19 protein-coding genes and 1 pseudogene are annotated in these 24,768 nt (G+C 60.9%); 6 read left to right on the forward strand and 14 right to left on the reverse strand.

Annotated features, from left to right (window positions below; all coding sequences use genetic code 11):
• Position 1: 1 nt before the first annotated feature.
• The 11 genes and pseudogenes from CK228_RS27130 to CK228_RS27180 all read right to left on the reverse strand — a co-directional run bounded on the left by CK228_RS27130 (position 2) and on the right by CK228_RS27180 (position 13,498).
• Entirely contained in the window at positions 2-1,216 is a 1,215-nt protein-coding gene (locus CK228_RS27130) for a glycosyltransferase family protein (RefSeq protein ID WP_095789783.1), read from the reverse strand.
• An 881-nt stretch (positions 1,217-2,097) separates the two neighbouring features.
• A pseudogene (locus tag CK228_RS27135) lies at positions 2,098-3,191 on the reverse strand (IS3 family transposase).
• Positions 3,192-3,370: 179 nt separating this feature from the next.
• On the reverse strand, positions 3,371-4,519 hold the full coding sequence (locus CK228_RS27140) for a porin (RefSeq protein ID WP_095789784.1): 1,149 nt from the start codon (positions 4,517-4,519) through the stop codon (positions 3,371-3,373).
• 851 nt (positions 4,520-5,370) lie between these two features.
• Positions 5,371-6,438, reverse strand: coding sequence for a cyclic nucleotide-gated potassium channel (locus tag CK228_RS27150; RefSeq protein ID WP_095789786.1), 1,068 nt, complete (start codon positions 6,436-6,438; stop codon positions 5,371-5,373).
• A 182-nt stretch (positions 6,439-6,620) separates the two neighbouring features.
• Positions 6,621-7,691 carry an adenylate/guanylate cyclase domain-containing protein gene (locus CK228_RS27155; protein ID WP_095789787.1) on the reverse strand — a complete coding sequence of 357 codons (1,071 nt, stop codon included), beginning with the start codon at positions 7,689-7,691 and terminating at the stop codon, positions 6,621-6,623.
• A gap of 3 nt (positions 7,692-7,694) precedes the next feature.
• Complete coding sequence (locus CK228_RS27160; RefSeq protein ID WP_095775314.1) at positions 7,695-8,189, reverse strand: Rab family GTPase; 495 nt, start codon at positions 8,187-8,189, stop codon at positions 7,695-7,697.
• Positions 8,190-8,200: 11 nt separating this feature from the next.
• Positions 8,201-10,858: an OmpA family protein gene (locus tag CK228_RS27165; RefSeq protein ID WP_095789788.1), complete on the reverse strand. Its 2,658-nt coding sequence runs from the start codon at positions 10,856-10,858 to the stop codon at positions 8,201-8,203.
• A 7-nt stretch (positions 10,859-10,865) separates the two neighbouring features.
• Positions 10,866-11,531 (reverse strand): hypothetical protein, encoded by a 666-nt coding sequence (locus CK228_RS27170; protein ID WP_095775313.1) that lies wholly within the window; start codon positions 11,529-11,531, stop codon positions 10,866-10,868.
• 470 nt (positions 11,532-12,001) lie between these two features.
• A complete protein-coding gene (locus CK228_RS27175) occupies positions 12,002-12,595 on the reverse strand; it encodes a DJ-1/PfpI family protein (protein WP_095775227.1) in 594 nt (197 codons plus the stop codon).
• Positions 12,561-12,785 (reverse strand): hypothetical protein, encoded by a 225-nt coding sequence (locus tag CK228_RS34985; RefSeq protein ID WP_142877431.1) that lies wholly within the window; start codon positions 12,783-12,785, stop codon positions 12,561-12,563. Before CK228_RS34985 ends, CK228_RS27175 begins: the two co-directional genes overlap by 35 nt.
• Before the next feature lie 11 nt (positions 12,786-12,796).
• Positions 12,797-13,498 carry a GntR family transcriptional regulator gene (locus CK228_RS27180; protein WP_095789789.1) on the reverse strand — a complete coding sequence of 234 codons (702 nt, stop codon included), beginning with the start codon at positions 13,496-13,498 and terminating at the stop codon, positions 12,797-12,799.
• 200 nt (positions 13,499-13,698) lie between these two features.
• Between CK228_RS27180 and CK228_RS27185 the strand changes: the two genes are divergently transcribed.
• The 6 genes from CK228_RS27185 to CK228_RS27210 all read left to right on the forward strand — a co-directional run bounded on the left by CK228_RS27185 (position 13,699) and on the right by CK228_RS27210 (position 19,385).
• Complete coding sequence (locus CK228_RS27185) at positions 13,699-14,925, forward strand: iron-containing alcohol dehydrogenase (protein ID WP_095789808.1); 1,227 nt, start codon at positions 13,699-13,701, stop codon at positions 14,923-14,925.
• Between the two features lie 16 nt (positions 14,926-14,941).
• A complete protein-coding gene (locus CK228_RS27190) occupies positions 14,942-16,429 on the forward strand; it encodes an NAD-dependent succinate-semialdehyde dehydrogenase (protein ID WP_095789790.1) in 1,488 nt (495 codons plus the stop codon).
• Positions 16,430-16,439: 10 nt separating this feature from the next.
• Positions 16,440-17,264 (forward strand): alpha/beta hydrolase, encoded by an 825-nt coding sequence (locus tag CK228_RS27195; RefSeq protein ID WP_095789791.1) that lies wholly within the window; start codon positions 16,440-16,442, stop codon positions 17,262-17,264.
• Positions 17,265-17,477: 213 nt separating this feature from the next.
• A complete protein-coding gene (locus CK228_RS27200) occupies positions 17,478-17,918 on the forward strand; it encodes a hypothetical protein (protein ID WP_095775223.1) in 441 nt (146 codons plus the stop codon).
• Positions 17,919-18,241: 323 nt separating this feature from the next.
• On the forward strand, positions 18,242-18,661 hold the full coding sequence (locus CK228_RS27205) for a hypothetical protein (protein WP_245438124.1): 420 nt from the start codon (positions 18,242-18,244) through the stop codon (positions 18,659-18,661).
• 382 nt (positions 18,662-19,043) lie between these two features.
• Positions 19,044-19,385, forward strand: coding sequence for a hypothetical protein (locus tag CK228_RS27210; RefSeq protein WP_095775222.1), 342 nt, complete (start codon positions 19,044-19,046; stop codon positions 19,383-19,385).
• 45 nt (positions 19,386-19,430) lie between these two features.
• Here CK228_RS27210 and ggt read toward each other — a convergent pair whose 3' ends face one another.
• The 3 genes from ggt to CK228_RS27225 form a co-directional block, all read right to left on the reverse strand.
• Positions 19,431-21,170: a gamma-glutamyltransferase gene (gene ggt / locus CK228_RS27215; protein WP_095789792.1), complete on the reverse strand. Its 1,740-nt coding sequence runs from the start codon at positions 21,168-21,170 to the stop codon at positions 19,431-19,433.
• A gap of 99 nt (positions 21,171-21,269) precedes the next feature.
• The gene (gene rhaI, locus CK228_RS27220) at positions 21,270-22,562 is read right to left on the reverse strand and encodes an L-rhamnose catabolism isomerase (RefSeq protein ID WP_095789793.1); all 1,293 of its coding nucleotides are present in this window, start codon (positions 22,560-22,562) and stop codon (positions 21,270-21,272) included.
• A 99-nt stretch (positions 22,563-22,661) separates the two neighbouring features.
• Positions 22,662-24,764 carry a bifunctional rhamnulose-1-phosphate aldolase/short-chain dehydrogenase gene (locus CK228_RS27225; protein ID WP_095789794.1) on the reverse strand — a complete coding sequence of 701 codons (2,103 nt, stop codon included), beginning with the start codon at positions 24,762-24,764 and terminating at the stop codon, positions 22,662-22,664.
• Between the last annotated feature and the right edge of the window lie 4 nt (positions 24,765-24,768).

A 24,768-nucleotide genomic window follows, 5' to 3' on the forward strand; every position in this document is an offset into this window, starting at 1 on the left:
TTCAGCTCATGCCTTCAACGACCGAAAGGTGATGGCCGGCCCGCCGGTCGAGCAGTTCCGCGACGATTTCGGAAATATGAGGCAGCCCTTCCAACGTCAGATGCGGATTGCTCTGCGATGGGCGGGGCCGGTTTGGCAGCCCTTCCAGTGCCTTGGCAAACCGCTGAGAATCCTCCGCTTCTTCCGGCAAAAGCATCTCGATGAGGCCGAGTTCGGCGGCGCGCCGTGCACGAATCAGTTGTTCCTCGCGAGGTTTGACGCGCGGCACGATCAGCGCCGGCTTGTCGAAAGACAGTATCTCGCAATAGGTGTTGTAACCGCCCATCGCCACCACCGCCTTGGCGCCGGCAATCAGCTCTTCCATGCGGTTGTCGAACTCGATGATGTTGATATAGGGGATCTTGGACCCCTTTTTGAGCAGCTTGTTGCGCTTGCGCGCTGGCATGTAAGGCCCAAGCACGATTAGCGCCCTATGCTGCAATTGCGGATCCTGCTGATAGGCATCGATGACGTCGTGAATCAACTCACCGCCGTCACCGCCGCCACCGGTGGTAACGAGGATATATTCGCCCTCGGGCCGGTGGCCCGGCAACTCGTTCTTCTGCAGGCTCCGTTGCAGGAAACCCACGAACTTCATCTTTGCTCTGACAGCCGGCGGCACAGACAGGCCGGTCAACGGATCGTAGAAATCCGGCGGACCGTAGACCCAGACCTTGTCGTAGAATAGCCCTATCTTGCGCATCACATCCCTGCGTGCCCACTCTGCTTCGAGCAGATGCGGCGCGTCCATCACCTCGCGCAGGCCCAGCACGAGCGTGGTGCCCCGCGTCTTGAGGTAGGACAGCGTGTCCTCAATCTCACCGCGCAGGCCGAGCGGTTCCTTGTCAACGATGAGGATATCCGGCCGGAAGGTCTCGGCTGTGTGGCGGATGATCGACTGGCGCATCCTTAGCGTCTCATGCAGATCGATATCCTTCTCCAGCGAGGTGTATTCGCCGTTGCGCAGCTTGATGACGCTGGGGATCTTCACGAAGTCGACACGGGCGCGGTAGTCGAAGGCGCCAGCGATAGGCGCACCAGAAATGATAAGCACCTGAAGTCCGCGAAAATCCTCGACCAGCGAATGCGCGATCGTCCGGCAGCGCTGCAAGTGGCCGAGCCCGAACGTGTCGTGGCTGTACATGAGAATTCGGGCATTTTCTGTGTGCTGGGTCATAGTTGAACGTCTTTTCGAATTCTCGCCTTGAGGACTGTGACAAACCCGCAGGCTTCGGAACCGTCCTGGCTCTACCGACCTGTTGTGAAACATGAGGGCGCAATTTTCAATTTGTATTACCAAAAAACCGCAGATTGCTCAGCCAAACTGGCTGCCTTGCGGACAATTTCGCCCCGGAGGGCTCGTTTGGTGCCGCAGCCGCCGCTGAATCTATAAGTAAGTCAAAAGGTTGCCTGGAGTTCGCGCGACTTCGCCGCGATTCCATTCGCAGTTCGACAGCACCAGATTCAAGAGTCCTTTCTTCTCGTTTGGAGCCTGTTGAGCAAACAGACGGCTGGCATCTCGGGCCAGTTCCATGAGCCGCAGGCTGTCTTCCGCATGATCCTTGCTCCTCGCTGTGCCGCTGGATCTCATATGTGGACGGCCCCCTGCGTGCAAGTATTGGCTGAGATAGTTTGATCGGATCGCTTGCGCTCATATGTCCGGCTTTTTGCGCGCATATCGAGGCCACCCCCCGACGGCCAGGAAGCGCCCCGTTGCGGTTCCAGCCCGCTACTGGCCTTCGTAACCGGGGATGAAGGTAAAGAACACAGGCCAGCGGTCGCGGCCGGCTGCCTCGCAATTTGAGCAGCCAAACAGCCCGATGAGAGCCTGGTGCTTCGAGCCGTGATCAAGGCTCAGCCCATCTATCAATGCACCGATGCCGAGGTCTGTCGAGCGGCCAGGGTGTCGGCCAGGGGCTTTAGGGGCACGGCGATATCCCGTTGAAGGGGGGTGACGTGCTCCCCGTTTCGTCCGCGTCTATGAGCTAGCCCTGTTCACGTTTTGAGGTGCTCCCCTTCTTTGGATCGCCCCGGGCCGGAACTTCCGGGGGGTCTGGCTCAGGTGGCGGAAGCCGCCGATGAGCCTTTCATGAGCGAAATCGGCGGCTTGTTGCCGATCGCGCTGTGGGGTCGGACGGTATTGTAGTCCTTACGCCATTGCTCCATTTTCAAGCGGGCGTCGTCAAGCGTCAGGAACCAGTGGGCGTTGAGGCATTCGCTGCGGAACTTGCCGTTGAAGGACTCGATGAAGGCGTTGTCGGTGGGCTTGCCCGGCGCGATGTAGTGCCATTCGACCTGCCGGTCCTCCTGCCACGCCAGGATGGCATTCGAGGTCAGCTCGGTGCCATTGTCCGACACTATCATGCAGGGGTAGCCGCGATGCTCGGCGATGATGTCTAGTTCCCGGGCGACACGCTCACCCGAGATCGAGTTTGTCGACGACCGTGGCCAGATACTCCCGGCTGAGTTCGTCGATGACGCACAGGATCCGGAAGCGGCAGCCATCGGTCAGCGTGTCGGAGACGAAGTCAAGGCTCCAGCGCTGTTGGCGCCCTGCGGGATTGCCATCGGCGCCCTGGTCCCGAATGCCCGCTTGCGGCCACCTCGCTTGCGCACCGTCAGCCGCTCCTCGCGATAGAGGCGATAGAGTTTCTTCCAGTTCACCGCCACGCCTTCGCGCTTCACGAGCAGGTGCAGCCGACGGTAGCCAAAGCGCCGGCGTTCAGCGGCCAATTCCCGCAGCCGCTTGCGCAGGCCTGCATCGTCCGGCCGGCTCGAACGGTAGCGGTAAACCCGCGGATCCATGCCGATGAGCCCGCAAGCCCGGCGCAGCGAATAGCCCTTGTTCTCGATCGCCCAGGTCACGGCGGTCCTCCTCGACCCAGGCGTCAGAAGTTTCTTCCGAGCATGTCGCGCAAGGTCGAGACGTCGAGCATGGCGTCGACCAGCAGACGCTTCAGCTTGCCGTTCTCCTCCTCAAGAGCTTTCAGCCGCTTCGACTCCGACACATCCATGCCGCCATACTTTGAGCGGCACTTGTAGAAGGTCGCGTCGCTCACGCCGTATTTGCGGCAACGCTCCGTCGCCGAGAGCCCGGCCTGGTGCTCCTTCAAAATGCCGATGATCTGTTCGTCGGAAAACCCCAGACCTATGCCGTGACCTTGACGCGCTGCGGCCTGTTCAGAACTCCGCTTCGCGTCGCTACGCCCAACGATGGTGAAGCCATGACGCTTCCAACTCCAGCCCTGCGCAAATAGCAGGACCGCAAAGCGGAAAAGAAAAAACCCGGCGGTTGCCCGCCGGGTCTTCGATCTCGACTTGTCGAAATCTATTAGAACGAGCGCTGGAAGCGGAGGAGACCGCCGACGCTGCTCTTCTTGTCGGCGCCGGTCCAGTTAGAGAAGTCGGCGTCATCGAACTTGCCTGCATTGAGGTAGTCGACTTCGGCCGTGATCGTCATGCCGGGAACGATGTCGTAGGCGATGTTCGCGGCGACGCCGAGATTCTTCCAATCGTCATACGAAATCTGAGCGTTGAACGAGGTCTTCTCGTTGAACTTGTAGGTGCCACCGCCCCACACTGCCCAGTTGCCGCCCCACTGCTTGAAGTAGCCGCGGCCGCCGGCCGGGAAAGCCAAGGTCGGGTCGGAGAGGTTGTCATCGGTGCCGTAGCCGCCCATGACCCACAGCTGGATGGCGTCAGAGACGTTGACATCCAAGCGAACCTTGCCAGCCACTTCTTCGTAGTTGCTGTCATAAGCCACGACACCGGTGATGGCGCCCCAGCCCTGCGTCCACTTCACGCCGCCGACAACATTGGGAACATAGCTGTCGATCGTATTCACGCCCTCGCCTTCTTCGAGCGAGAGGACGGCGGAGAAGCCGTTGCCAGCGTCGAAGTAGTACTGGATGACGTTGGTGTCGAAATCACCATAGGGAACCAGCGTATCCTGGATGACGTTGCCGGCGTAGCCGATAAACGTATTGAAAGCCGATTCGTCCTTACCTACGCGCAGACCACCGAGCTGGATCCAGGCGAAGTTCAGCGAAGTCGTCTCGTCGTTGCCGGCTTCATTGATAAGAGGGCTCGTATCGGCGTTGTGGTTGCTGAAATTGAAGCGGGTCTCGGTGTAGGTCTTCAAGGTGCCGAGTTCGGTTTCCTGGCCGGTCCAGGTCTTCAGCGTGAAGCGGGCTTTCTTGCGCCAGGTGTCATTGCTCTCACCGATGTCCTGGTGATCAGCGCTTTTCGCGCCATCGAACGAACCGATGTCGCCGCCGCTGATGTCGTAACGGACATAGCCGCCGATGCGCAGGCAGGTTTCGGTGCCGGGGATGTAGAAGTAGCCAGCGCCGTAGACGTCGCAGATCTTGACGTATTCAGCGGGTTCCGGCTCGGCGACGACGACGGCGTCGGCGGCGCGCGCACCGGAAACTGCGAGCAGAGCCGCAGCGGAGCCGAGGAGAAGGCTCTTGATGTTCATTTTCTGACCTCCAGTCAAAAGTTAAAAAACGGGTCTGGGTATTCTTTGCTGAAGGACAGCGTTCCCTGCCCCATCCCCACTACCGAAAAAGATGCGCACCGCGCCGCTCCTTCGAATTCGACATTACCCATCGGAGCATCGTGATCAACCGAGATCGTCGCGGGAGTGTCCTTGACCGGCACCTATCCGCCCTGCCTGTTGCAGAAACGTCACGTTTTCGCCTCCTGATAAACAATTTGGTAACGAATTCGCCTTGCTTGGGCGCGGCTTCATGATCTTTGTATGGCGAGAATCGGGCCGCGGCCGAAGGCGTCTGTCAAAGAGCGTCACAGAGAGAAGCTGGCCAACCGAGAGGCTTTGCAGGAGACGCTCTCTGTAGTGATAGAGAGTGTCCTGCAAACAGGTGGGGCCGAAGATGCGCTTGCCTGCCATGAGGGTGGCATCCGAGTTGGCTGCGGTTATTGTGTCTCAAATAGTTTGCCAGACAGACGCTATGCAGCGAGCATTCAAGCGGGTTGAGGACGACAGGGCCAATTATGCCACCGAATTTGCGGCCGATCTGCTGCAAATCGCGACCGGGCAAGGGAAGCCGCCGGGGGGGGTTCGACAATAGCTCAAGCAGGTCCTGTGCTCGATCGGCCGACTCGCGTTCGGCGCGCAACTTCGCCGAGTAGCCAATCTACCTGTCGGCGGCATCCAGTGCGCCTGATGAGCCGCAAAATCGGCTTCGGCCTTCCCACGAACAGCCGCTTCCGCTGGAGCTAAATCCAGCATCTCGGTAAGCGCCTCCAAGTGAACACAGCCTCACGTTCTCTCCGTCGCGCAGCCGCACAGCAGCGCTGAGGAAACAGTCAAGCGCTCGCCGCCGCGCCGCGCCGCTCGAGCGCGGTCTTGCGGATGATTTCCGCGACCTCCGGGCTGCTGCTGCACAGCATCTGGAAATCCGCCGAGTGCAGTGACAGGAGTGAGACAGCCGTCGTAGCACTGACGGTCGCCGAACGCGGTTCGCCGCTGATCAGCGCCATCTCGCCGAAGAAGGCTCCAGGGCCGAGTTCCACCGGATTCGGCGTCGCGACGCTGACGCGCCCTTCCACGACGAAGAACATCCGATCACCGGGCTCGCCAATGCGGCAGATCATGGCGCCCGCCGGCACCGTGCGAGCCCTTAATGCGCGCACGATCTCGACCAGCACGGCCGGGCCGAGCTTCTGAAACAACGGCACCGCGGCGACCAATTGCCAATTGCGGACGAAATCACCGCGACGGACTTCTTGATAGAAGCCCGTGGCAAGAATGCCGGCCCAGAGCCCGAAGATGCCGATGCCACTCATCATGACCGCACCGGCGAGGACGCGGCCTGCGAAGCTTTGCGGGATAGTGTCCCCATAGCCGGTGGTGGACAGCGTGACGACCGCCCACCACATTGCTTGGGGGATGCTGCCGAACTTTTCCGGTTGGGTGTCGCGCTCGATGACATAGGCCGCGAGCGCGACAGCGAACAGAACGACGCCGAAGAGCGTTGTGACGCCGATCAGATTGCGCGCTTCGTTGGCCAGGACCCTGCCCAGCACCGGGAAGAAGGTCGAGTCGCGCAGCGGTTTCAGCAGCCAGACAGCACAGTAGAGGCTCTGGTCGGGCGTGCCGACGAACAGAAATGCGGCGAGTGGAACGAAGACCGCGAGCACATCGATGGCGATTTTGGGCGTCCTGTCCCGTACGTCTCCCGCCCGGCGCTTGAGGAGCGTCGCGGCCAGTTGCAGGAGATAGGCGCCCCAGATGACGGCGAGCAGAGCGGCCAGAGCCAGTCTGCTTCGTCCGGACATGCCCGGTATCGTGAGCGCAGCCACCGCCAGCAACCCAGGCGCAGCCAGCACCGCGTTGAGCGGCGCGTAAATTCTTAAGAAAGGCAGTACCGACATTCTATGCCCACGAGCGGCTACTACTCTCCAGAATAGGATGCCTTCAAGGCAAGCGCAAAGGTGCTTGCTGTCGCTGCGATGTGCATCACCACGGTGAGCTCAATTGTCCGGGATGGCTTCGTGACCGGTCGTCAACCGACAGGTCACAAGATGCAATGCGGGTCGGCACTGCCAAGCGCAAATCAAGCCGGGAGGCGCCACATTCGCACACGGCCTGTGCCACGCAGTTCCGTTTCCGCGAGTGGCTCGCAAGCAAAATTTGGCCCAAGCAGTGTGTGAGTTGCATCCGAAATACGAATTTCATCCGGCTCCGCGGACGTTTGAATACGTGCGGCGAGATTAACTGTCTCGCCCCACAGGTCATAGGCAAACCGCCTTTTGCCTATGACGCCCGCGACGATTGGTCCTGAGTGAATTCCAATTCTGAGCCTTAGCCGTCCTCCTGTGAAGCGTTCGCGCTTAACCGCCTTGCGCAGTTCAAGTGCATAGCGCGCGAGGGCTTCAGCATGATCGGATCGCGCGGCCGGCAAGCCGGCGACCACCATGACACAATCGCCGATTGTCTTGATCTTTTCGCAACCGTATCGTTCCGAGAGCCGATCCGCCGCCTTGAAGAAGTAATTCAAAATAGCGAGCGTCGTCACGGCTCCGACGCTCCGCGCTCTTTCCGTAAAACCGACGATGTCGGCAAAAAGCACACTCACCTCTGCGTGATTGTCTGCAATTTGTTCGTCCGCTTTTAACCGCTCCGCGATCGACGCGGGAAGAATGTTGAGGAGCAGGGTTTCGGCACGCTGGTATTCACGCTGCAATCCCTCTTGGCTCTCCCTCAACGCCTCGTTCACCGATTGTAATTTCTCGTTGAGCTGACGCTCCCTCTCTTGCAGGAGCGTCATTTCATAAGCCTTCTGCTGAAGACGCTGCCTATTGTCGCGTTCGACGGTTGCATCGAGAAAGAGCAGCCACACGTAGGCACTGTCAGCAAAAAGATGAAGGTCCGCGACACGCCCGCTGGGCAGTTCGACCATGGCCATATGATATGGAAGCTCCGGGGAAGGCAGCAAACCTTCCATGAATTCAAGCTGATCGGCAACCGGCTGACCAATGCGAAGCGATGCGAGCCCGTAATGTTTGACGTTGCCGCCCTTCGCAGCTACGCAAAGCTCGGCGTCAATTTTCAGATACGCGATAGAGTGCTCGTCGTAAAAAAAATTGTAAATCCAGCTTCCGACTTCTTTTGGCAATCTATGCATGGTCTATCTAGCAACCATCGAAGCAAGTTGACGAAACGCATCGTCAACGTGTTCGCCCGAAAGTGCACTTGTTAGATAGATTTGCCATCCAAGTTGCCTCAGCTCGTTAATATCACCATCTGATATTGCCCACCGATCGGCAAGATCGGATTTGTTGAACAGCAATACAAACGGCATCGTTCCGAATTCGGCCTCGACCCGCTCGCGTAGCGTGAGCGCCGCGGCAAGAGTAGCGGCGCGGGTTCCATCGACGACAAGCACGAGCCCGGTCGCACCTCGCACATGGCTGACGCGGAATGAGCCGATATCGTCTTCGCCGGCCAAATCCCACAAAATCAAATCCACGGTTTTTCCCGGTAGTGCGACGCTCTTCTTGTCAATTTTCACTCCCACCGTGGTCAAGTAGGTTTCTGAAAAGATGCTTTGCACAAACCTGCGGACCAGGCTCGTCTTTCCGACACCGAACCCGCCCAACATGCAGATTTTTTTTTGCAACATCTTGAGCTCCACTAGTCCAAGTTTACCGTAATCGAAACCCGGCGATTGGTGGAGCTCCCAGTTTGACTATTTTCAGGCACCAGCGGCTCAAAGGTGCCCGCGCCCCGAACCAGCAGCAGTTCCGGAGCGACGCCGCGCTTGTTGAGAAGCGCACGAACTGTCTCGGCGCGGGCGGCACTGATCGACGCGTTGGCCGTCTCGCGGCCCGTAGCGTCCGAATGGCCGGTCAACATGAACCGCGCAGTTACGCCTGACTTGTGGGCACTTTCGGCGAATTCCTTTATTTGATCCGCCAATCTGTCGAGAACCGGCGTCTGCTCTGGTCCCGGCACAACTTTGCCGGAATAGAAGAAAATATCGGTCGCCTGGATGGCCGCTCGCAAATCATTAAGTTCTGCAAGGTTCAGCTCATGCAGCTGCGAGATATCCAGAACCACTCCGTCCGCCGAAAGTTGATCGGCGGCGGCCCGCGCCCGGTTGATCCAGTTGGCAGGAGCCTCCCCCACGACAACGATGCGACCCTGGATGATCGAAAGCAGAACCGATTTCGGCGGGGTCAGCGAAGCCTCCAGCCGCTTCACCACGAACTTCGGATCAAGACTTTGATAGAATTGCCACTGTGAATGAACGCGGGCAGGATCGATCTGCGTTCCGTGCAGCAGAGCTTGCGGGTCGGCGGCTAGCGGGTCTCTCAGGCCGGAAATGTAGAAATGTCCGCCCCTCTCTGTTTGCTGGGCGACGATGATTCCCGGTTGGGCCTCAAGTCGCGACACATAGTACTGCCAATGCTCCGCCGCGCGCGCTTCGGGGCTCACATCACGAACCTTGGAGATGTCGAATTCCGGTCCGCCTGCCGAAAGCTGTCGGGCCGCCGCGCGCGCCTGATCTATCCAGGTGTCGGGAGCCTCACCCTCGGCAACGATGCGATCCTTGACGATCGAAAGTCGCACTGTGTCCGGCGGATACAGCGACGCCGTTAGCCGCTTCAACACGAACTCCGGCTCAAGGCTCTGATAGAATCTCCACTGCGAATGAACCCGGGCGGGATCGACCTGTGTTCCCGACAGCAGCGACTGCGGGTCGGTGCCAAGCGGGTCTCTCAGGCCGGCAATATAGAATTGGCCGTCGCGTATGTTTTGCTCGGCAACGATGATGCCTGGCTGGGTCTCCAGTCGCGACACATAGGCCTGCCAGCGCTCCGCCTCGCGTTCTTCGAGGCTTACGTCACGGACCCCAGAGATATCGAACACCGGCCCGCCTGCCGAAAGCTGCTGGGCGGCGGCGTGTGCCTGGCTGATCCAAGCGGCACTCGCTTCACCTTCGGCGACGATGCGATCCTTGACGATCGAAAGTCGTACTGTATCGGGCGGAGCCAGCGACGCCGTCAGCCGCTTCAATACGAACTCCGGCTCAAGGCTCTGATAGAATTTCCACTGCGAATGAACGCGGGCGGGATCGACCTGCGTTCCCGACAGCAGCGACTGCGGGTCAGCGCCAAGCGGGTCTCTCAGGCCGGAAATGTAGAATTGGCCATATCGTACCTTTTGTTCGGCGACGATGATGCCCGGCTGGATCTCCAGTTGCGACACATAAGCCTGCCAGCGCTGCCCGGATTGCCAGGAAAGAAGGAACCAACCGCCTGCCGGAATCAAAAGCAGCAGGACTGCAACCACCACCAGCCACGGAAACCCCTGGTTTGATTCCTCCTGCTTCAGCTCGACGCACGTCTGCAATTGTGCCTCTACGCCGGCCAACTGCGAACTGTCGCCGTCAAACTCCCCTAAAGCCTGTGAGCATTCCTCATGGATGCGGAGCAATACATCGCGAACTATTTCATGCAATTCCTCTGGCGGATTTCCTCGGATCACCGAAACCAAGGTCGCGAACTGTCCGACTTCTGACCAAAGGCGAAGGTCGCCAAAACGGATCGTGTCCAGACTGCTCTGTTCTTTTTCGTTAAATGAGTCCTTCACAAAGTCCTGAATTGCACTAAGCATCGAAGAAATAAGCTGAGGATCCTCGCTCGTTGCATTATCAGCAGCTACATGCGCTATCATAAGTCCGGAATTTCGGCTAATTAGGAAGACATGTTCCACTCGATATACAAGAGAATGCTTCAGAACAACTTCCGAAAAACTAGCACCTGTTCTCCAAGATTCAAATCTCCACTTGAGACCATGCCAGGTAAATATATGTCTTAAAGTCTCGTTCAGCGACTGAAAGGTCTGGTCGATCTTTTCCCCGATCGACTTGCGAATTGCCGGCAGAAACACCGGGTATAATATGTCCGTCAGCGTGCGCGGGCTCTTCTGGATTGACCGTTGCACGGCTCTTTCGACAGCTGGCGCAAGGGCCTCGCCGAGTTGCACGTGAGGCGCTCGCGCGGCCGCACTGGAAAGAACGTCGCCTACGGCTGCCGCGAGCTGCTCCGGTTCGTCCAGCAGATGCGTGACTCGTGAAAGCTCTGAAATTTCGCGGCTGACCAGCAACTGGCGCAGCGTTTCCATGCGAGGATCGGCGGTTGGAACACCGTCGAAACGCGCACGATAGTCCGGATCAACGTTCCGGGCAATTTCGATCAAAAGACGAGCCAGAGCCTCGCGATCAATCTCTGTATCGTTCGAGGCTGTTCTTTGCGGTAGGCTGATCGGGTCGACGGTCGACGTCAAGGTCCCATCAACTCGCTTTCCAACTACGGTCCGAATTGCTCTTGCTGCCGACGGGATCCTGATTAAGACATTTTGCAACCTCGACAAACAGGCCAGCCAAAAGATTTCGGTCGGTCTTGACGTTGCTGAGATCGGCAAACATTTTTTCTATCAGCATCTGAACGCCTTCATTCTTCTGCTTGATTTCCTCACGCAGTGAATGATCGTTCCGATTTATCCGGTCCGCAACGTCGCGCTCAAGCGCGCTCAATTGATCCGACAACGCGCGCACCTGCTTTTCAAGCGCCTGGTTTTGCTCGCGAAGATTCCGATCAATTTCCTTGTCGGCATCGGCTCGTGCATCTTTTTCGCTCCGCAATTGCCCCGCAAGCGAATCGACCTGCTTCTTTGCATTTGACTCGTACATGTCGAGATTGCGCTTGGCCTCGGATTCGACATCCTTGAAGCGCTGCAAGACCCGTTCTTCGAGCTTGGAAAAGCGGCGGTCATAGTCCTGCATCTGGTTGCCGAACAGCAGATCACGTATCTTGTCGACACCTACAGCGTCGCCGGGACCCCCGTTTTCGCGAGCCTGGACACCCATGAAGTTCAGACCGTTTCCTTCTGCGTTACCTATCAGATTTCCGTCCGCTTTCTTGTCTGAAGAAGCGGAATTCGAAGATTCCTTTGCCATGCTTTTGCCCTTCCGTTTGAACACCTGCCACAGTGCAAAACCCCATACATAAGAAAGTCGGCATATAAGAAAGTCAGCATGTCAGCAAAATACCCGGCTCGCAAGCGGGTATCGTCTTGACTTGAGCCGATTCGTAAGGCAGCCGCGCGCTGAGTCGCCGGCGCAGGAATGGAAGTTGGTAGCGATGCCATTTCAAGAGCGGCAGCCGCGGCTGGTCGGGGATCAAAGGCGGTAAGCGTAGCCGTCGAAGCAGTGGCGCCCCGCAATCTCTGCGCTCACGGCATCCCGGCGTTCGACCGCAAGGTGATCAACCGAATAACGACGGCGGCAGGTCGCAAGTTTCGCGCTCGAGGAGGCGATCCGATCAAGCTCGTTAAGAACCGCCTCACGACTACGCCACGGGTGTTTGCGCACGCGTTGTGCTTTTCCGGGAACTGCTCAGATGGCTGGCGCGCGCCAGCCGTCTGGCGTCAAGCGTGGCGGATCTCGGTTCCCAACACCTTCAAGCATTCGCGGATGAACGCGGCAAGCGCCGTCCAGCCCTTGGCGGAAACCATCGTCCCGTCCACATAGGCATCGGTGGGTGACAGGTCGATGTAAGTGCCGCCGGCAAGCGTCACCTCCGGCTCGCAAGCCGCGAGAGCCCCAACCTTCTTGCCGCGGACGACGCCATCGACGGCGATCAGAATCTGGACGCCGTGGCAAATCGTGAAGATCGGCTTTTTGGTCTCATGGAAATGGCGCACCATCGCCTGCACGCGCTTGTCGGTACGGATGTATTCCGGCCCGCGGCCACCGGCGCAGTAGACGGCATGATACTGGTCGAGCTGTCTTTCGGCTTCCGAGAACGTCTTGTTGATCAGCGCGTAGTGACCAAGCTTTTCGGTGTAGGTCTGGTCGCCCTCGAAGTCGTGCAGCGAGGTCTTGATCAGGTCGCCGGCGTTCTTGTCGGGGCATACCACATGAACCGTGTGGCCCACGGCCTCCATCGCCTGCTGATAGACGAAGATCTCGTATTCCTCGGTGAACTCACCGGTAAGCATCAGTATTTTCTTGCCTGGCATGGCTCTTCCTCCTGTTGCGGCTGGGCGAGGTGCGGATCACGCCTCGCCTGTCTTCGAAATCGGATCGGATCGGAATGGCGAATCCGGGAAATACGCGCTCGGCGCGCAGCACCGATTCGACGGCGCCCGGCACGGCACCAGTGGGCAGCGCGCTTCCTCCCTCTCCGGCGATATTGGCTGCAATGGACATCGGGTCCGACCTTAATCGAAGGCCGGAAGCAAGCGATCGCGCGAATGCTCGATATGGACGCGCATCGCCTCTTGGGCGGCGTCGGGATCGGCCGCGCCGAATGCGGCGAGGATCGCCTCGTGTTCGTCGAGCGCTTCCTCGGTCACGCGGGCATGATACATTAGGCGGAAGATATGGAAGTGGGCATGCTGGTGGCTCAACGTCTGCCGAATGAGTTCGTTTTGCGAAAACTCCATGATCTTGTCGTGGAAGATCGCGTCCTGCCGGGCGAAATTCGAATAACGCAGGCGATCGTCCTTGCCTTCGCGCCGTGACATCACGCCAGCCGCTTCCAGCAAAATGTTGAGCTTGGCTTCGTCCATGGCAGCGGCGGCTTTCGCCGCGGCATGCGGCTCAAGCAGAAGGCGCATCTCGTACAATTCGTCGAACCGGCGGCGTGGGATTTGCGGCGCCGCGCGATAGCCGATCAGGTGAGTCTTGAGCACCAGGCCTTCGCCTTCGAGGCGGCCGAGCGCCTCGCGGATCGGCGTGTGCGAGACGTTGAATTCCTTGACCAGGCTGTCGACGGTGATGCGCGAACCCGGCGCGATCTTCAGCGCCATCAGCTGCGCGAAGATCGCTTCATAGACATCCTCGACCAGGCTGTTGGAGCGCTGGATGCGACCGCGGGCGGCAGCCGTTTCGGTCGTGTCGATTGGGTTTGCGGCCTGCATCTTTACCTCTTGACAGTGCGGACTGCTAACACGATGCTCCAACGGATGCAATCCTATATCCTATACGATTTTAAAGCGGATATGCTTTTCGAGCCGTTATATGATGCTGCAGAATGTCCCCGGCGCTGTTGCGGACAGATGGCGGATTCGTTGCGACAACCCTTCCCAGTTCAGGCGCCGCCAAAGGACAAAAGATCATCATGAGCCTCTTCGCCGCCCTCCGGCTTCCGCGTGAAATCCTTTTCGGTAACGGCCAACGCCATGCGCTGCCGACGGTCGCCAGCAGGTTCGGCCGGCGCGCCCTGGTCTGTACAGACGAGCGTTTCGCCGGCACGGCGGTGTTCGCGGAAATTGTCAAATCGCTCAAGGCCGCCTCGATCGAGGTGCTGGTGCATGACCGCGTGCTTCCCGACGTGCCACGCGACAGCCTCGGCATTTGCGTCGACGAGGCCGCGAAATTCCAGCCTGAGATAGTGATCGGCATCGGCGGCGGCAGCTGCCTCGATTTCGCCAAATGCGCCGGCCTGCTGCTCAGCCATGGCGGCAAGCTTCAGGACTACTATGGGGAGTTCAAGGTGCCCGGCCCGACGCTGCCGCTGATCGCCGTGCCCACCACCGCGGGAACCGGCTCCGAAGTGACGCCCGTCGCGGTGATCTCCGATCCGGACCGGACGCTGAAGGTCGGCATATCGAGCCCCTATCTGATCGCGGCGGTTGCCTTGTGCGACCCCGAACTGACGATGACCTGCCCCCTTGCCCTGACCGCGATAGCCGGCGCCGATGCCTTGACCCATGCGATCGAGGCCTTCACCGCGAAGCGGCGCGGCGCGGAACCCAGCCTGCCGCAACAGCATGTCTTCATCGGCAAGACCGCACTGACCGACCATTTCGCCCTGCTGGCCATAAAACTGCTGGGCCGCAGCCTGGAAAAAGCCTGCGCCGACGGCACCGATGCCGATGCGCGCGCCGCTGTGATGATGGGCGCGCTGGCGGCGGGCTGCGCATTCGGCACCGCCGGCACGGCGGCGGCGCATGCCGTGCAATATCCTGCCGGCGCCCTCACCCACACCGCGCACGGATTGGGCGTCGCGACGATGATGCCCTACGTCATGACCTACAACAGCCGCGTGGTCGCCGCCGAAATGGCCGAGATCGGGGGCGCGCTTGGGCTTGAGGCCAAGGGGAGGAGCGCCGAGGAGATGGCGGACGCCACCATCAAGGAAATCCGGCGGCTGTTCACGGCGATCGGCATCACGCCGACGCTGGCCGATCTCGGCCTTCCCGCCGACAAGCTCGACTGGACCGCCGATCAGGCGCTCGGCATCGACCGCCTGATCAAGAACAACCCGCGCCCCTTCGATCTCACCGCCATGCGACGCCTGGTCCAGGCCGCCCATGACGGCGACCTCGCAGCCTGCGCCATGTAATCCACGGAACAAGACCATGAACCTTCCTCCGAATGCGCTGTGGATCGACCAGGACGACTATGACGTTCGCGGCTTCTCACACGGACTCTACATCGACGGCAGGTGGCGACCATCTTCCGACGGCCGGGTCATCGACGTCGTCGATCCTTCGTCGGGGTCTGTCATTGCAGCGGTCCCCGACGCGACGCTCGAGGATGCCCTGGCCGCAGTCGATGCGGCGGCCAAGGCGGCGACGGGATGGCGGGGGACCGCGCCACGCAAGCGCTCGGAGATCCTCAGGCGCTGTTTCGAACTCATGGTCGAGCGGTCGGAAACGCTCGCCATGCTGATCTCGCTGGAGAACGGCAAGGCTCTGCGCGACGCGCGCGGCGAGGTTGCGTACGCCGCCGAGTTCTTCCGCTGGAACGCGGAAGAAGCGGTTCGCATCACCGGCGAGTTCGGCACCGCGCCGTCCGGCACCAACCGCATCGTGGTCGACTATGAGCCGATCGGCATCTGCGTGCTGATCACGCCCTGGAATTTTCCGGCCGCGATGGCGACACGAAAAATCGCGCCGGCATTGGCGGCCGGTTGCACGGTGATCCTGAAGCCGGCCAGCGAGACGCCGCTGACGGCCTATGCGCTGGCCGCGCTCTACAGCGAGGCCGGCGTTCCGGCCGGCGTCGTCAACGTGCTCACCACGACCAGTCCCGGTCCGCTGACCTCGGCCATGCTGGCCGATCCGCGCGTCAGGAAGCTCTCTTTCACCGGCTCGACGGGCGTCGGACGAACCTTGCTTGGCGAAGCCGCCAAGCATGTGGTCTCCTGCTCGATGGAACTCGGCGGCAATGCACCATTCGTCGTTTTCGACGATGCCGACCTCGATGCCGCGCTCGACGGAGCCATGATCGCGAAGATGCGCAATGCCGGCGAGGCCTGTACAGCCGCCAACCGCATCTATGTTCAGTCGGGCATCCATGACGCGTTCGCCGACGGCCTTCGCAAACGCATGGCAGCTCTCACGGTCGGACCAGGCATGAGTGCGGATACCGAGTGCGGGCCGATGATCACCAGAAAGGCGGTCGACAAGATCGACCGCCTGGTCAAGGACGCCGTGGGCCGGGGAGCCAAGGTGCTTTGCGGCGGCTCTATCCCGGAAGAGGAAGGCTTCTTTTATCCGCCGACGGTCCTGTCGCAGGTTCCGTCCGATGCCGACATGGCGCATGAGGAGATCTTCGGGCCGGTAGCGCCCATCACGCGATTCGAGACCGAGGCCGAAGCCATCATGCTCGCCAACAACACGGAATACGGCCTTGCCGCCTATATCTATACGCGCGATGTCGGCCGAGGATTGCGGGTGGCATCGCGGATCGAAGCCGGCATGATCGGCCTCAATCGGGGGCTGATGTCGGATCCCGCGGCCCCCTTCGGCGGCGTCAAGCAGAGCGGCCTGGGTCGCGAGGGCGGCCAGCACCACGGCATCGCCGAGTTCATGGAGGCGAAGTATATCGCCGTTACTTTCTGATCGGGCAGCCATGCAGAAAGACCCCTTCCGCACCCGCGACCACGTTGCCGACTTTGATGACATCGTGGCCGATATCGTGGCGCGCAGCGACACGACCCGGGCGACGCTGCCCATGGTGGCTGATGTCGCCTATGGCAACGGCGAGGCCGAGAGGCTCGACCTGTTCTTTCCGCCAGGCGAGCGTCAGAGTCTTCCCGTTCATATTTTCATCCACGGCGGCTACTGGCGCATGTTTTCAAGGGGTGACTATTCCTATGTGGCGAACACAGTCACCCAAGCCGGTGCGATCGCGGTCATCGTCGATTATGCGCTGATGCCCGAGTTCAGGATGGCGGCGATCGTGGAGCAGGTCCGGCGCGCCAAACAATGGGTGCTGGACAACATCGTCGACCATGGCGGCGATCCAGGCCGGATCAGCGTCAGCGGCCATTCGGCTGGCGCGCACCTGGCCACATTCCTATTTGAAAAGACGCCAATGCCGTCACGCATCCACGCAGCGCTGCTGCTGGGTGGCCTCTACGACCTGAAGCCCCTGCAGAAATCCTTCCTCGAGCCGTTGATCGGCATCACCGACGAGGAGGCAGCTGCCTTCACGCCAATGACGCGGCGGCATGACCCGAAGACGGCAGTGACCATTCTCGTCGGGGACCAGGAAACGCCCCCTTTTCACCAGCAGGCGGCCGCCTTCGGAACGCTCCTGCGCGCGCAGGGGCACGGTGTCCGCGACGTTTGCCTGAATGACCGGAACCATATGACGAGCGTACGGGATCTGGGCATCATCGGTACGCAAGCTGGCGATTGCCTGATGCAGACGATTGAAACGACCCTCTTCTAGAGGCAATGCCGAGCCGACCCGAATGAGGAGGTCGCAGTGTGATGTGCACCGCTCGGTGGGCAGTTGCGCAACCTCGGGACTTGGCCCTATTGCGCGACCAGGCGACTCGCCTAGCGAAACAGCTTTGCTCTCATTGGCCATTCAGCGGATTCGATTTGCTTGGTGATCCCTCACCCTTAGGGCAAACTCCCTGCCGGGGCTGCAGGAGGTGAAATGAGAGCACGCGCAGCAACGCTCGGGGATCTCGAGGATGTGTTTCATGGCCTGTCCAAGCGGATGTCGGAGGAGTACGCGGCGGCCGGCAAGGACAGCAAGATCGCCTACGACAATCTGATGATGAATCTGAAGGAAGGCCGGGCGCACGCGCTGGTGGAGGGCGAGAAGGCCGTGGCAATCATCGCCTGGCATGAGAACAGCGACGCCGCCGATACGCTGTTTGCCGCGCAGGAGGACTTTTTCCGCGCCTCGACCGTGCGCTTCTGCAAGCGACATATCAGGCACATCCAGGCGCTCGCCGGCAACCTTCCCATCCATTCGCGCAGCTGGCTGCAGGGGCCTGACGTCGCCCGATGGTTCGGCATTATCGGCTATGCCGAGCGCGGTCAGGAGAACGGCGCCAACCTGTTTGAGCTGCCGCCGGCCCGCGCCAGCTAAGGAACCCCGGCTGGTGGCATGTGTTCCTCCTTGCCGCAAACGCCGAGCATACCGCGCCATCGCCCGCGCAAATTCGTCGATGCGGGGTCCCCCCTTCGGTTCCAAGCGGTTTAACTCGGTGGCCTTGCGAATTGCACTCTCGGCCGCCTTGGACTGCCTCAGCAAGCGGCTTGCACGGGGCGACGATTGGCGGGATGTTACTGGGGGCAACCGGGGCCAAACCGGCAGGCCGAGATCGATGTGGCTGCTGGAAAATGTCGCGAGCCTGCTTCGCCTTTCTTACCTTTGTTGTCTTGCTGGCGCCGGTAGAGGCAAGCGAGCGCATGTCTCATCTGCTTGACCCCTCCAACCTGCCGATCTCCTATCTTCGCGAATCGGATCTTGTGACCGCATACACGACTGCAATGGCGCGCTTCCGTCTGCAGTTCTCAGGACGTGCCGGCGAAACCTATCTTGCGGTCTCTCTCGAACCATTGTTTTTGCGGGCGGAATTCCGTGCGCGGACCTGGCGCTCGGCGGACGGCAGCTTGTTGCAAGGCTTCGCCGGCAAGGGCGGCTTCCGATTGACTATCGGTAACTGCCTGGCGCGTATCTGCGCTGCCAGCGAATGCAGCGATGCCGGTTGGCCGGTCTACGCCTGCAGCGACGGACGCAAGCGCAAGATGTCCGTCACGGATTTTGTGACGGCAAGCTTCGATGGCGTGCCCTATCGTCGATTGAGCGCCTCCCCTTCACAGGAATGAGGGCGCGAGGTGCCCACCATCCTACCGAGGCAGGCGTTCAGCAAGGGCGGTGTTCCTTTCCCGCACCGCGAACGCCTTCCCAGTCGACAATTGCCCGCCTCACGCAGCGCTGCGACTCCCCGCCGCAGTCGCGCAGGACGTTGCGGCGCTGAAATTGACGCGCGGCATCATCTTTTTCCCGCGAACATGGTCCAAATAGAATAGGATGGTGGGGCGCCATCCAAACGCGGACACGTGTTGCATTCGACCCAGGCGGCCGGAAAATCGGTGACAAGCGCCGCCGGAACGTGTGGAAGGTGACGGTCGACACAGAGAGGGACGTGCGATCGGGTTGCACTCGGCAAGTGTTGATGGTTTGTTGCCGGTCTGCGGAGAACGAGTGATGCGAGAATCGATCGGTCAAGACGAATATGGGTCGGCGAACCCTTTCGATCCGGACGACCTGCCCAATCTGAATGCGATCGGACCAGGGATCGGCAACAATGATTTCGAGAAATACGCGGTCGCCGTGATCATCGTGTTCGGCGCCCTGATCATCGGCGGGCTGATGGCCGCGTCGTTGACCTTCGGCCATCGCAACGGGTTCCTCTTCGCGCTCGGCGGCGCCACCTCGGCATGGATCTCCGGAAACGCGCTTCTGCTTGACCGGCCGCGCATCTACGCGCTGTTCGTCGGCATCGCCGCCCTGATGCTGATCGCATCGACCATCACGCTGGTTACCTGACGGTCCTTGCCGGGCCGCGACCCTGTCCAAGCACCCACCCCGGCATCAATATCCGAGCGCCTCGCCAGAGGCCGCCCGGCTGTCGATGGCGCCATTGTAGCGCGCGCCGCCGCCCTTCCCGATCTCCGCCAGGCTCTTGCCACCAACGAGAATGCCGGCCGCCTGCCCCCAGGTCTGGTCACTCAGATCGAGGTGGTAGCCCATGCCGGCCAGCAGTCTTTCGGTGTCCGGCGACAGGCCGAACGGCTCGACATAGACTTTATCGGGCAGCCATTGATGGTGGATGCGCGGTGCGTCGATCGCCTCCTGGATGTTCATGCCGTGGTCGATGACGTTGACGATCGCTTCCAGCGTGATGGTGATGATGCGCGAGCCGCCGGGGCTGCCGATGACCATGAACGGCTTGCCGTCCTTGGCCACGATGGTCGGGCTCATCGACGACAGCGGCGTCTTCTTCGGCTGAATGGCATTGGCCTCGCCCTGGACCAACCCATAGAGGTTGGGCACGCCCGGCTTCTGGGTGAAATCGTCCATCTCGTTGTTGAGCAAGATGCCGGTGCCGCCCGCGACGACGCCGGCCCCGAAGGAGCCGTTCAGCGTGTAGGTGACGGCCACCGCGTTGCCGTCCTTGTCGATGATGGAATAGTGTGTCGTCTCCTTCGACTCGCCAAAACCCTTCGGCATCAGGTCCTGCGACACGCCGGCCCGGAATGGGTCGGTCTTGTCGCGGATGTCCTTGGCGTAGCTCTTGTCCAGCAATTTCGAGACCGGATTGTCGACGAAATCAGGATCGCCGAGCGCGGAGTTGCGGTCGACATAGGCATGGCGCATCGCCTCGACCATGACATGCACGGTCTCGGCCGAGCCGGCGCCGAGATAGGACAACGGGTAGCCTTCCAGCACGTTGAGGATTTCGCAGATGATGACGCCACCGGAGCTTGGCGGCGGCGAGGAAGTGATCTCATAGCCGCGATAGGAGCAGGTGACCGGTTTCAGTTCACGCACCGCATATTGCTCGAAGTCCTGCTTGGCCAGGATGCCGCCCCTGGCGCCGCTCGCCTTGACGATGGCGTCAGCGATGGCGCCCTTGTAGAAGGCGTCGGGGCCTTTCTCGGATATCGCCGAGAGCGAGCCAGCAAGATCCGGTTGGGTGAGCCGCTCGCCAATGCCATAGGGCTTGCCATCGGGTTTCAGGAAGGCGGCGGCCGCCGCCGGGTCCTTCGCCAACCTTTCAGCGTTGCCGGCGAACGAGGCGGCATCGCCCTGATTGAGGATGAAACCGTCCCTGGCATAGGCGATCGCCGGCGCCATCAGCTCTTGTCTTGACAGTGTGCCATATTTTTCGCGCGCTATTTCGAAACCGGCCACCGAGCCCGGCACGCCGACGGCGAGATAACCGTCGAGGCTGGCGCCCTTCACCGGGTTGCCATCCTTGTCGAGATACATGGTCTTGGACGCGGCCAGCGGCGCGCGCTCGCGAAAATCGAGGAAGGTCGATTTGCCATCGGCGAAACGGATGGTCATAAAGCCGCCGCCGCCAATGTTGCCGGCATTGGGGTAGACGACGGCCAGCGCATAGCCGACAGCGACCGCCGCATCGACGGCATTGCCGCCCTTCTTCAAGACCTCGACGCCGATTTCCGACGCCAGATGCTGGGCCGTCACCACCATGCCGTGCTCGCCCTTGGCAGGTGCTGGCGACGCGGCAAAGACGCTCGTCAATGGCGCCAGCGCGAAGGTGATGGAAAGACTGGCGGCGATCAGTGTCCGACGGGTGAGGTGCATGGCGGGTTCTCCTGGCGGGGAAGCCTAGAAGAGCCCGTCGCAGCGGCCGAGTCCACCACCAACGGTGGGCCAGGCGGATCAATTCAGATGACAGGCGTGTCAGACAATTCCGCCCGAGCCGCCGACAACAGCCGGGCGTTCGGCCGCGACCTTGGCGCGGTAGCCCGCCGCCCGGTAGGTGGCGACCGGATCGATGGCGCCCCCGGTTTTCAGCCGCGCCATGGCGAGGATCGGCTCGACATCGGTGCGGTAGGCCGCCTTCAGCGTCTGCGTCGCCATCAGCGCGTCATTGCCGTCCTGAAAAACTTCCAGCGCGTTGCGGTCGACCAGCAGCGCCTGCGCATAGGCGCGCTGCACCTCGACCGCCGACAACATCAGGCTTTCGATCGGATCGGTGACGTTGTGGCTCTGGTCGAGCATGTGGGCGGGATCGAAACCCTCGGCGCCGGACAGTTCGGCATCGACCAGTTCGTTGAAGACCAGGAACAGCCGATAAGGATCAATCGAACCGGCGTCGAGATCGTCGTCGCCATATTTCGAATCGTTGAAATGGAAACCGCCGAGTTTCTTGAACTGGATCAGCCGCGACACGATCATCTCGATGTTGACATTGGGCGCGTGGTGGCCGAGGTCGACCAGGCAGAAAGCCTTGTCGCCCAGTTCCTTGGCGATAAGGTAATTGGTGCCCCAGTCCTGCACGACCGTGGAATAGAAGGCCGGCTCGTACATCTTGTGTTCGGTGAACAGTTTCCAGTCGGCGGGCAGCCCGGCATAAATCTCCTTCATGGCGTCGAGGTAGCGCTCGAAGGCTTTGGCGAAATTGACCTGGCCCGGAAAATTCGAGCCGTCGCCGATCCACACCGTTAGTGCCTTGGAGCCGAGCGTCTTGCCGATCTCAATGCATTCGAGATTGTGCTCCACCGCCTGCCGGCGGGTGCCGGCGTCGGCGTGCGACAGCGAACCGAATTTGTAGGAGAGTTTCTGGTCCCTGGCGTCGGAGAATGTGTTGGAATTCATGGCATCGAAGCCGAGGCCGAAGCGCGAGGCCGCCTGCTTCAGCCGATTCGGGTCAGCCTTGTCCCATGGAATGTGCAACGAGACGGTCGGCGTCGCCTGCGTCAGCTGGCTGATGACGGCACAATCCTCGATCTTGTCGAAGATATCGCGCGGCTCGCCGGCGCCGGGAAAGCGGGCAAAGCGCGTGCCGCCGGTGCCGACGCCCCAGGAGGGGATGGCAACCGCAAATTTCTCGACCTTGTCGCGGATGGCGTCGATGGCGATGCCGCGGCGGTCGAGACGTTCGCCGAGCGAGGCGTAGTCGCGCTCGAGGTCGGGCTTGCGCGCGGTGTTATCTTTTTCGACGATTTCGGCGGAAATGATGGTTTCGGACAAGTGCTGGTTCCTCCCAAGAATGTTTTCGGCTGGCGCCGCCCCTCATCCGCCCTACGGGCACCTTCTCCCCTTAGACGGGGAGAAGGGAAACGCTCCAAATCAGCGCGTAAAGCTCTGCGCGTTGCCGGCGTCGACGTTGATGATGTTGCCGGTCGACTTGGCCGACATGTCGGAAGCGAAGAAATAGATCGCCTCGGCGATGTCTTCCGGGAAGACCGAGCGCTTCAGCATCGAGCGCGAGCGGTAATGCTCTTCAAGATCGTCCGTAGACATCTTGTAGGCGGCGGCGCGCTGTTCCTTCCACTCGCCCGTCCAGATCTTCGAGCCGCGCAGCACGGCGTCCGGATTGACGACATTGACCCTGATCTGCGCTTCCGCGCCTTCCAGGGCGAGACACCGGGCGAGATGGATTTCGGCGGCCTTGGCCGTGCAATAGGCGGCAGCGTTGGGCGAGGCGGCAAGACCGTTCTTGGAGGCGACGAAGACGACATTGCCGCCGATCTTCTGCACCCGGAACAGCCGGAACGCTTCCCGCGAGACCAGGAAATAGCCGGTCGACAGGATGTCCATGTTCTTGTTCCACAGCGCCAGCGACGTCTCCTCGATCGGCGCCGAGGAGGCGAGACCCGCGTTGGAGACCAGAATGTCGATGCCGCCAAACTCGACCGCCGTCTCGGCAAAGCCCGAGACCACCTGGTCTTCCGCGGTCACGTTGATCACCACCGGGCGGATGAAATCCTTGCCATAGGCCTTCGCCAGTTCCTCATTGGCGCTGGCCAGTGCAGCCTCATCGATATCGGCCAGCACCACGCAGGCGCCTTCGCGCAGCAGGCGGTTGGCGGTCGCCCGGCCAATGCCGCCGGCGCCACCGGTGACTAGCGCGATCTGGCCGGCGAGCGATTTCGGCTTCGGCATGCGCTGCAGCTTCAGATCTTCGAGCAGCCAGTATTCGATGTCGAAGGCTTCCTGGGCGGGCAGGCCGACATAGGATGAAACGGTCGAGGCACCGCGCATGACGTTGATGGCGTTGACGTAGAATTCGCCGGAAATTCGCGCCGTCGCCTTGTCGCCGGCGAAGGTGAACATGCCGACGCCAGGCATCAGATAGACCACGGCGTTGGGATCGCGGATGGCAGGCGAGTCGGGATGCTTGCAGCTGTCGTAATAGGCCTGGTAGCCGACGCGGTATTCGGCGATGTCGTCGGCGAGGCGTGCAATGACCGCATCGACATCGGGCTTCGCCGGATCGAACTCGATGACCAGCGGGCGGATCTTGGTGCGCAGGAAATGGTCCGGGCAAGAAGTGCCGAGTGCCGCCAGCGGGCGCAAATCCCTGGAGTTGACGAATTCGAGCACGGCGGCGGAATCGTCGAAATGGCCGAGCTTGTGGCTCTTTTCCGAGATCAGGCCGCGGATTTTCGGCATCAGTTTCGCCGCGATGGCGCGGCGGGTAGCGGCATCGAGCGACTTGACCACTTCGCCGCCGAAGATGGCGAGGCCCTCGGAGCGGCGTTCGAACCACTCGATCGCCTGGTTGATCACCGAAATCGTCGTCTCGTAGCATTCCTTGGGCGTGTCGCCCCAGGTGAACAGGCCGTGGCTTTCGAGGATGACGCCCTTGGCGGCGGGATGTTCGAGGCAGAATTTCTCCAGCCAAAGGCCGAGTTCGAAGCCCGGCCGCTTCCATGGCAGCCAGCCGATGGCGTCGCCGAAGATCTCCTTGGTCAGCGCTTCGGAATCCTTCGCCGCGGCAATGGCGATGATGGCATCGGGATGCATGTGGTCAACGAAAGGCTTCGGCACATAGGCGTGCAGCGGCGTGTCGATCGAGGCCGCGCGCGGATTGAGGTTGAAGGTGCAGTGGGGCAGATATCCCACCATCTCGTCCTCATGCTCGACGCCGCGATAAAGGCCTTTCAGCGCGCGCAATTTGTCCATGTAGAGGGTGGCAAAACCGTCGAGCTTGATCGAGGCGCTGTCGCCGCCCGAACCCTTGACCCACAGCACTTCGACGTTCTCGCCGCTGAGCGGATCCTTCTGCCATATCTTGGAGGAGGTGTTGCCGCCGCCATAGTTGGTGACGCGCTTGTCGGAACCCAGCGTGTTCGAGCGATAGACCAGAAGCTCGGGATCGCTCATCCCCTTGGCCTTCGCATCGTCCCACAAATTGGCAAGGCGCGAGCCGGAGCGCTTGTCGAGCATAGGT

This window comes from Mesorhizobium sp. WSM4312 (assembly GCF_002294875.1).
Taxonomy (GTDB): domain Bacteria; phylum Pseudomonadota; class Alphaproteobacteria; order Rhizobiales; family Rhizobiaceae; genus Mesorhizobium.

Coding starts and splice junctions, on each gene's coding strand:
- CK228_RS27130 (WP_095789783.1), bottom strand. CDS start 1,216: ATGACCCAGCACACAGAAAATGCCCGAATTCTCATGTACAGCCACGAC.
- CK228_RS27140 (WP_095789784.1), bottom strand. CDS start 4,519: ATGAACATCAAGAGCCTTCTCCTCGGCTCCGCTGCGGCTCTGCTCGCA.
- CK228_RS27150 (WP_095789786.1), bottom strand. CDS start 6,438: ATGTCGGTACTGCCTTTCTTAAGAATTTACGCGCCGCTCAACGCGGTG.
- CK228_RS27155 (WP_095789787.1), bottom strand. CDS start 7,691: ATGCATAGATTGCCAAAAGAAGTCGGAAGCTGGATTTACAATTTTTTT.
- CK228_RS27160 (WP_095775314.1), bottom strand. CDS start 8,189: ATGTTGCAAAAAAAAATCTGCATGTTGGGCGGGTTCGGTGTCGGAAAG.
- CK228_RS27170 (WP_095775313.1), bottom strand. CDS start 11,531: ATGGCAAAGGAATCTTCGAATTCCGCTTCTTCAGACAAGAAAGCGGAC.
- CK228_RS27175 (WP_095775227.1), bottom strand. CDS start 12,595: ATGCCAGGCAAGAAAATACTGATGCTTACCGGTGAGTTCACCGAGGAA.
- CK228_RS34985 (WP_142877431.1), bottom strand. CDS start 12,785: ATGTCCATTGCAGCCAATATCGCCGGAGAGGGAGGAAGCGCGCTGCCC.
- CK228_RS27180 (WP_095789789.1), bottom strand. CDS start 13,498: ATGCAGGCCGCAAACCCAATCGACACGACCGAAACGGCTGCCGCCCGC.
- CK228_RS27185 (WP_095789808.1), top strand. CDS start 13,699: ATGAGCCTCTTCGCCGCCCTCCGGCTTCCGCGTGAAATCCTTTTCGGT.
- CK228_RS27190 (WP_095789790.1), top strand. CDS start 14,942: ATGAACCTTCCTCCGAATGCGCTGTGGATCGACCAGGACGACTATGAC.
- CK228_RS27195 (WP_095789791.1), top strand. CDS start 16,440: ATGCAGAAAGACCCCTTCCGCACCCGCGACCACGTTGCCGACTTTGAT.
- CK228_RS27200 (WP_095775223.1), top strand. CDS start 17,478: ATGAGAGCACGCGCAGCAACGCTCGGGGATCTCGAGGATGTGTTTCAT.
- CK228_RS27205 (WP_245438124.1), top strand. CDS start 18,242: ATGTCTCATCTGCTTGACCCCTCCAACCTGCCGATCTCCTATCTTCGC.
- CK228_RS27210 (WP_095775222.1), top strand. CDS start 19,044: ATGCGAGAATCGATCGGTCAAGACGAATATGGGTCGGCGAACCCTTTC.
- ggt (WP_095789792.1), bottom strand. CDS start 21,170: ATGCACCTCACCCGTCGGACACTGATCGCCGCCAGTCTTTCCATCACC.
- CK228_RS27225 (WP_095789794.1), bottom strand. CDS start 24,764: ATGCTCGACAAGCGCTCCGGCTCGCGCCTTGCCAATTTGTGGGACGAT.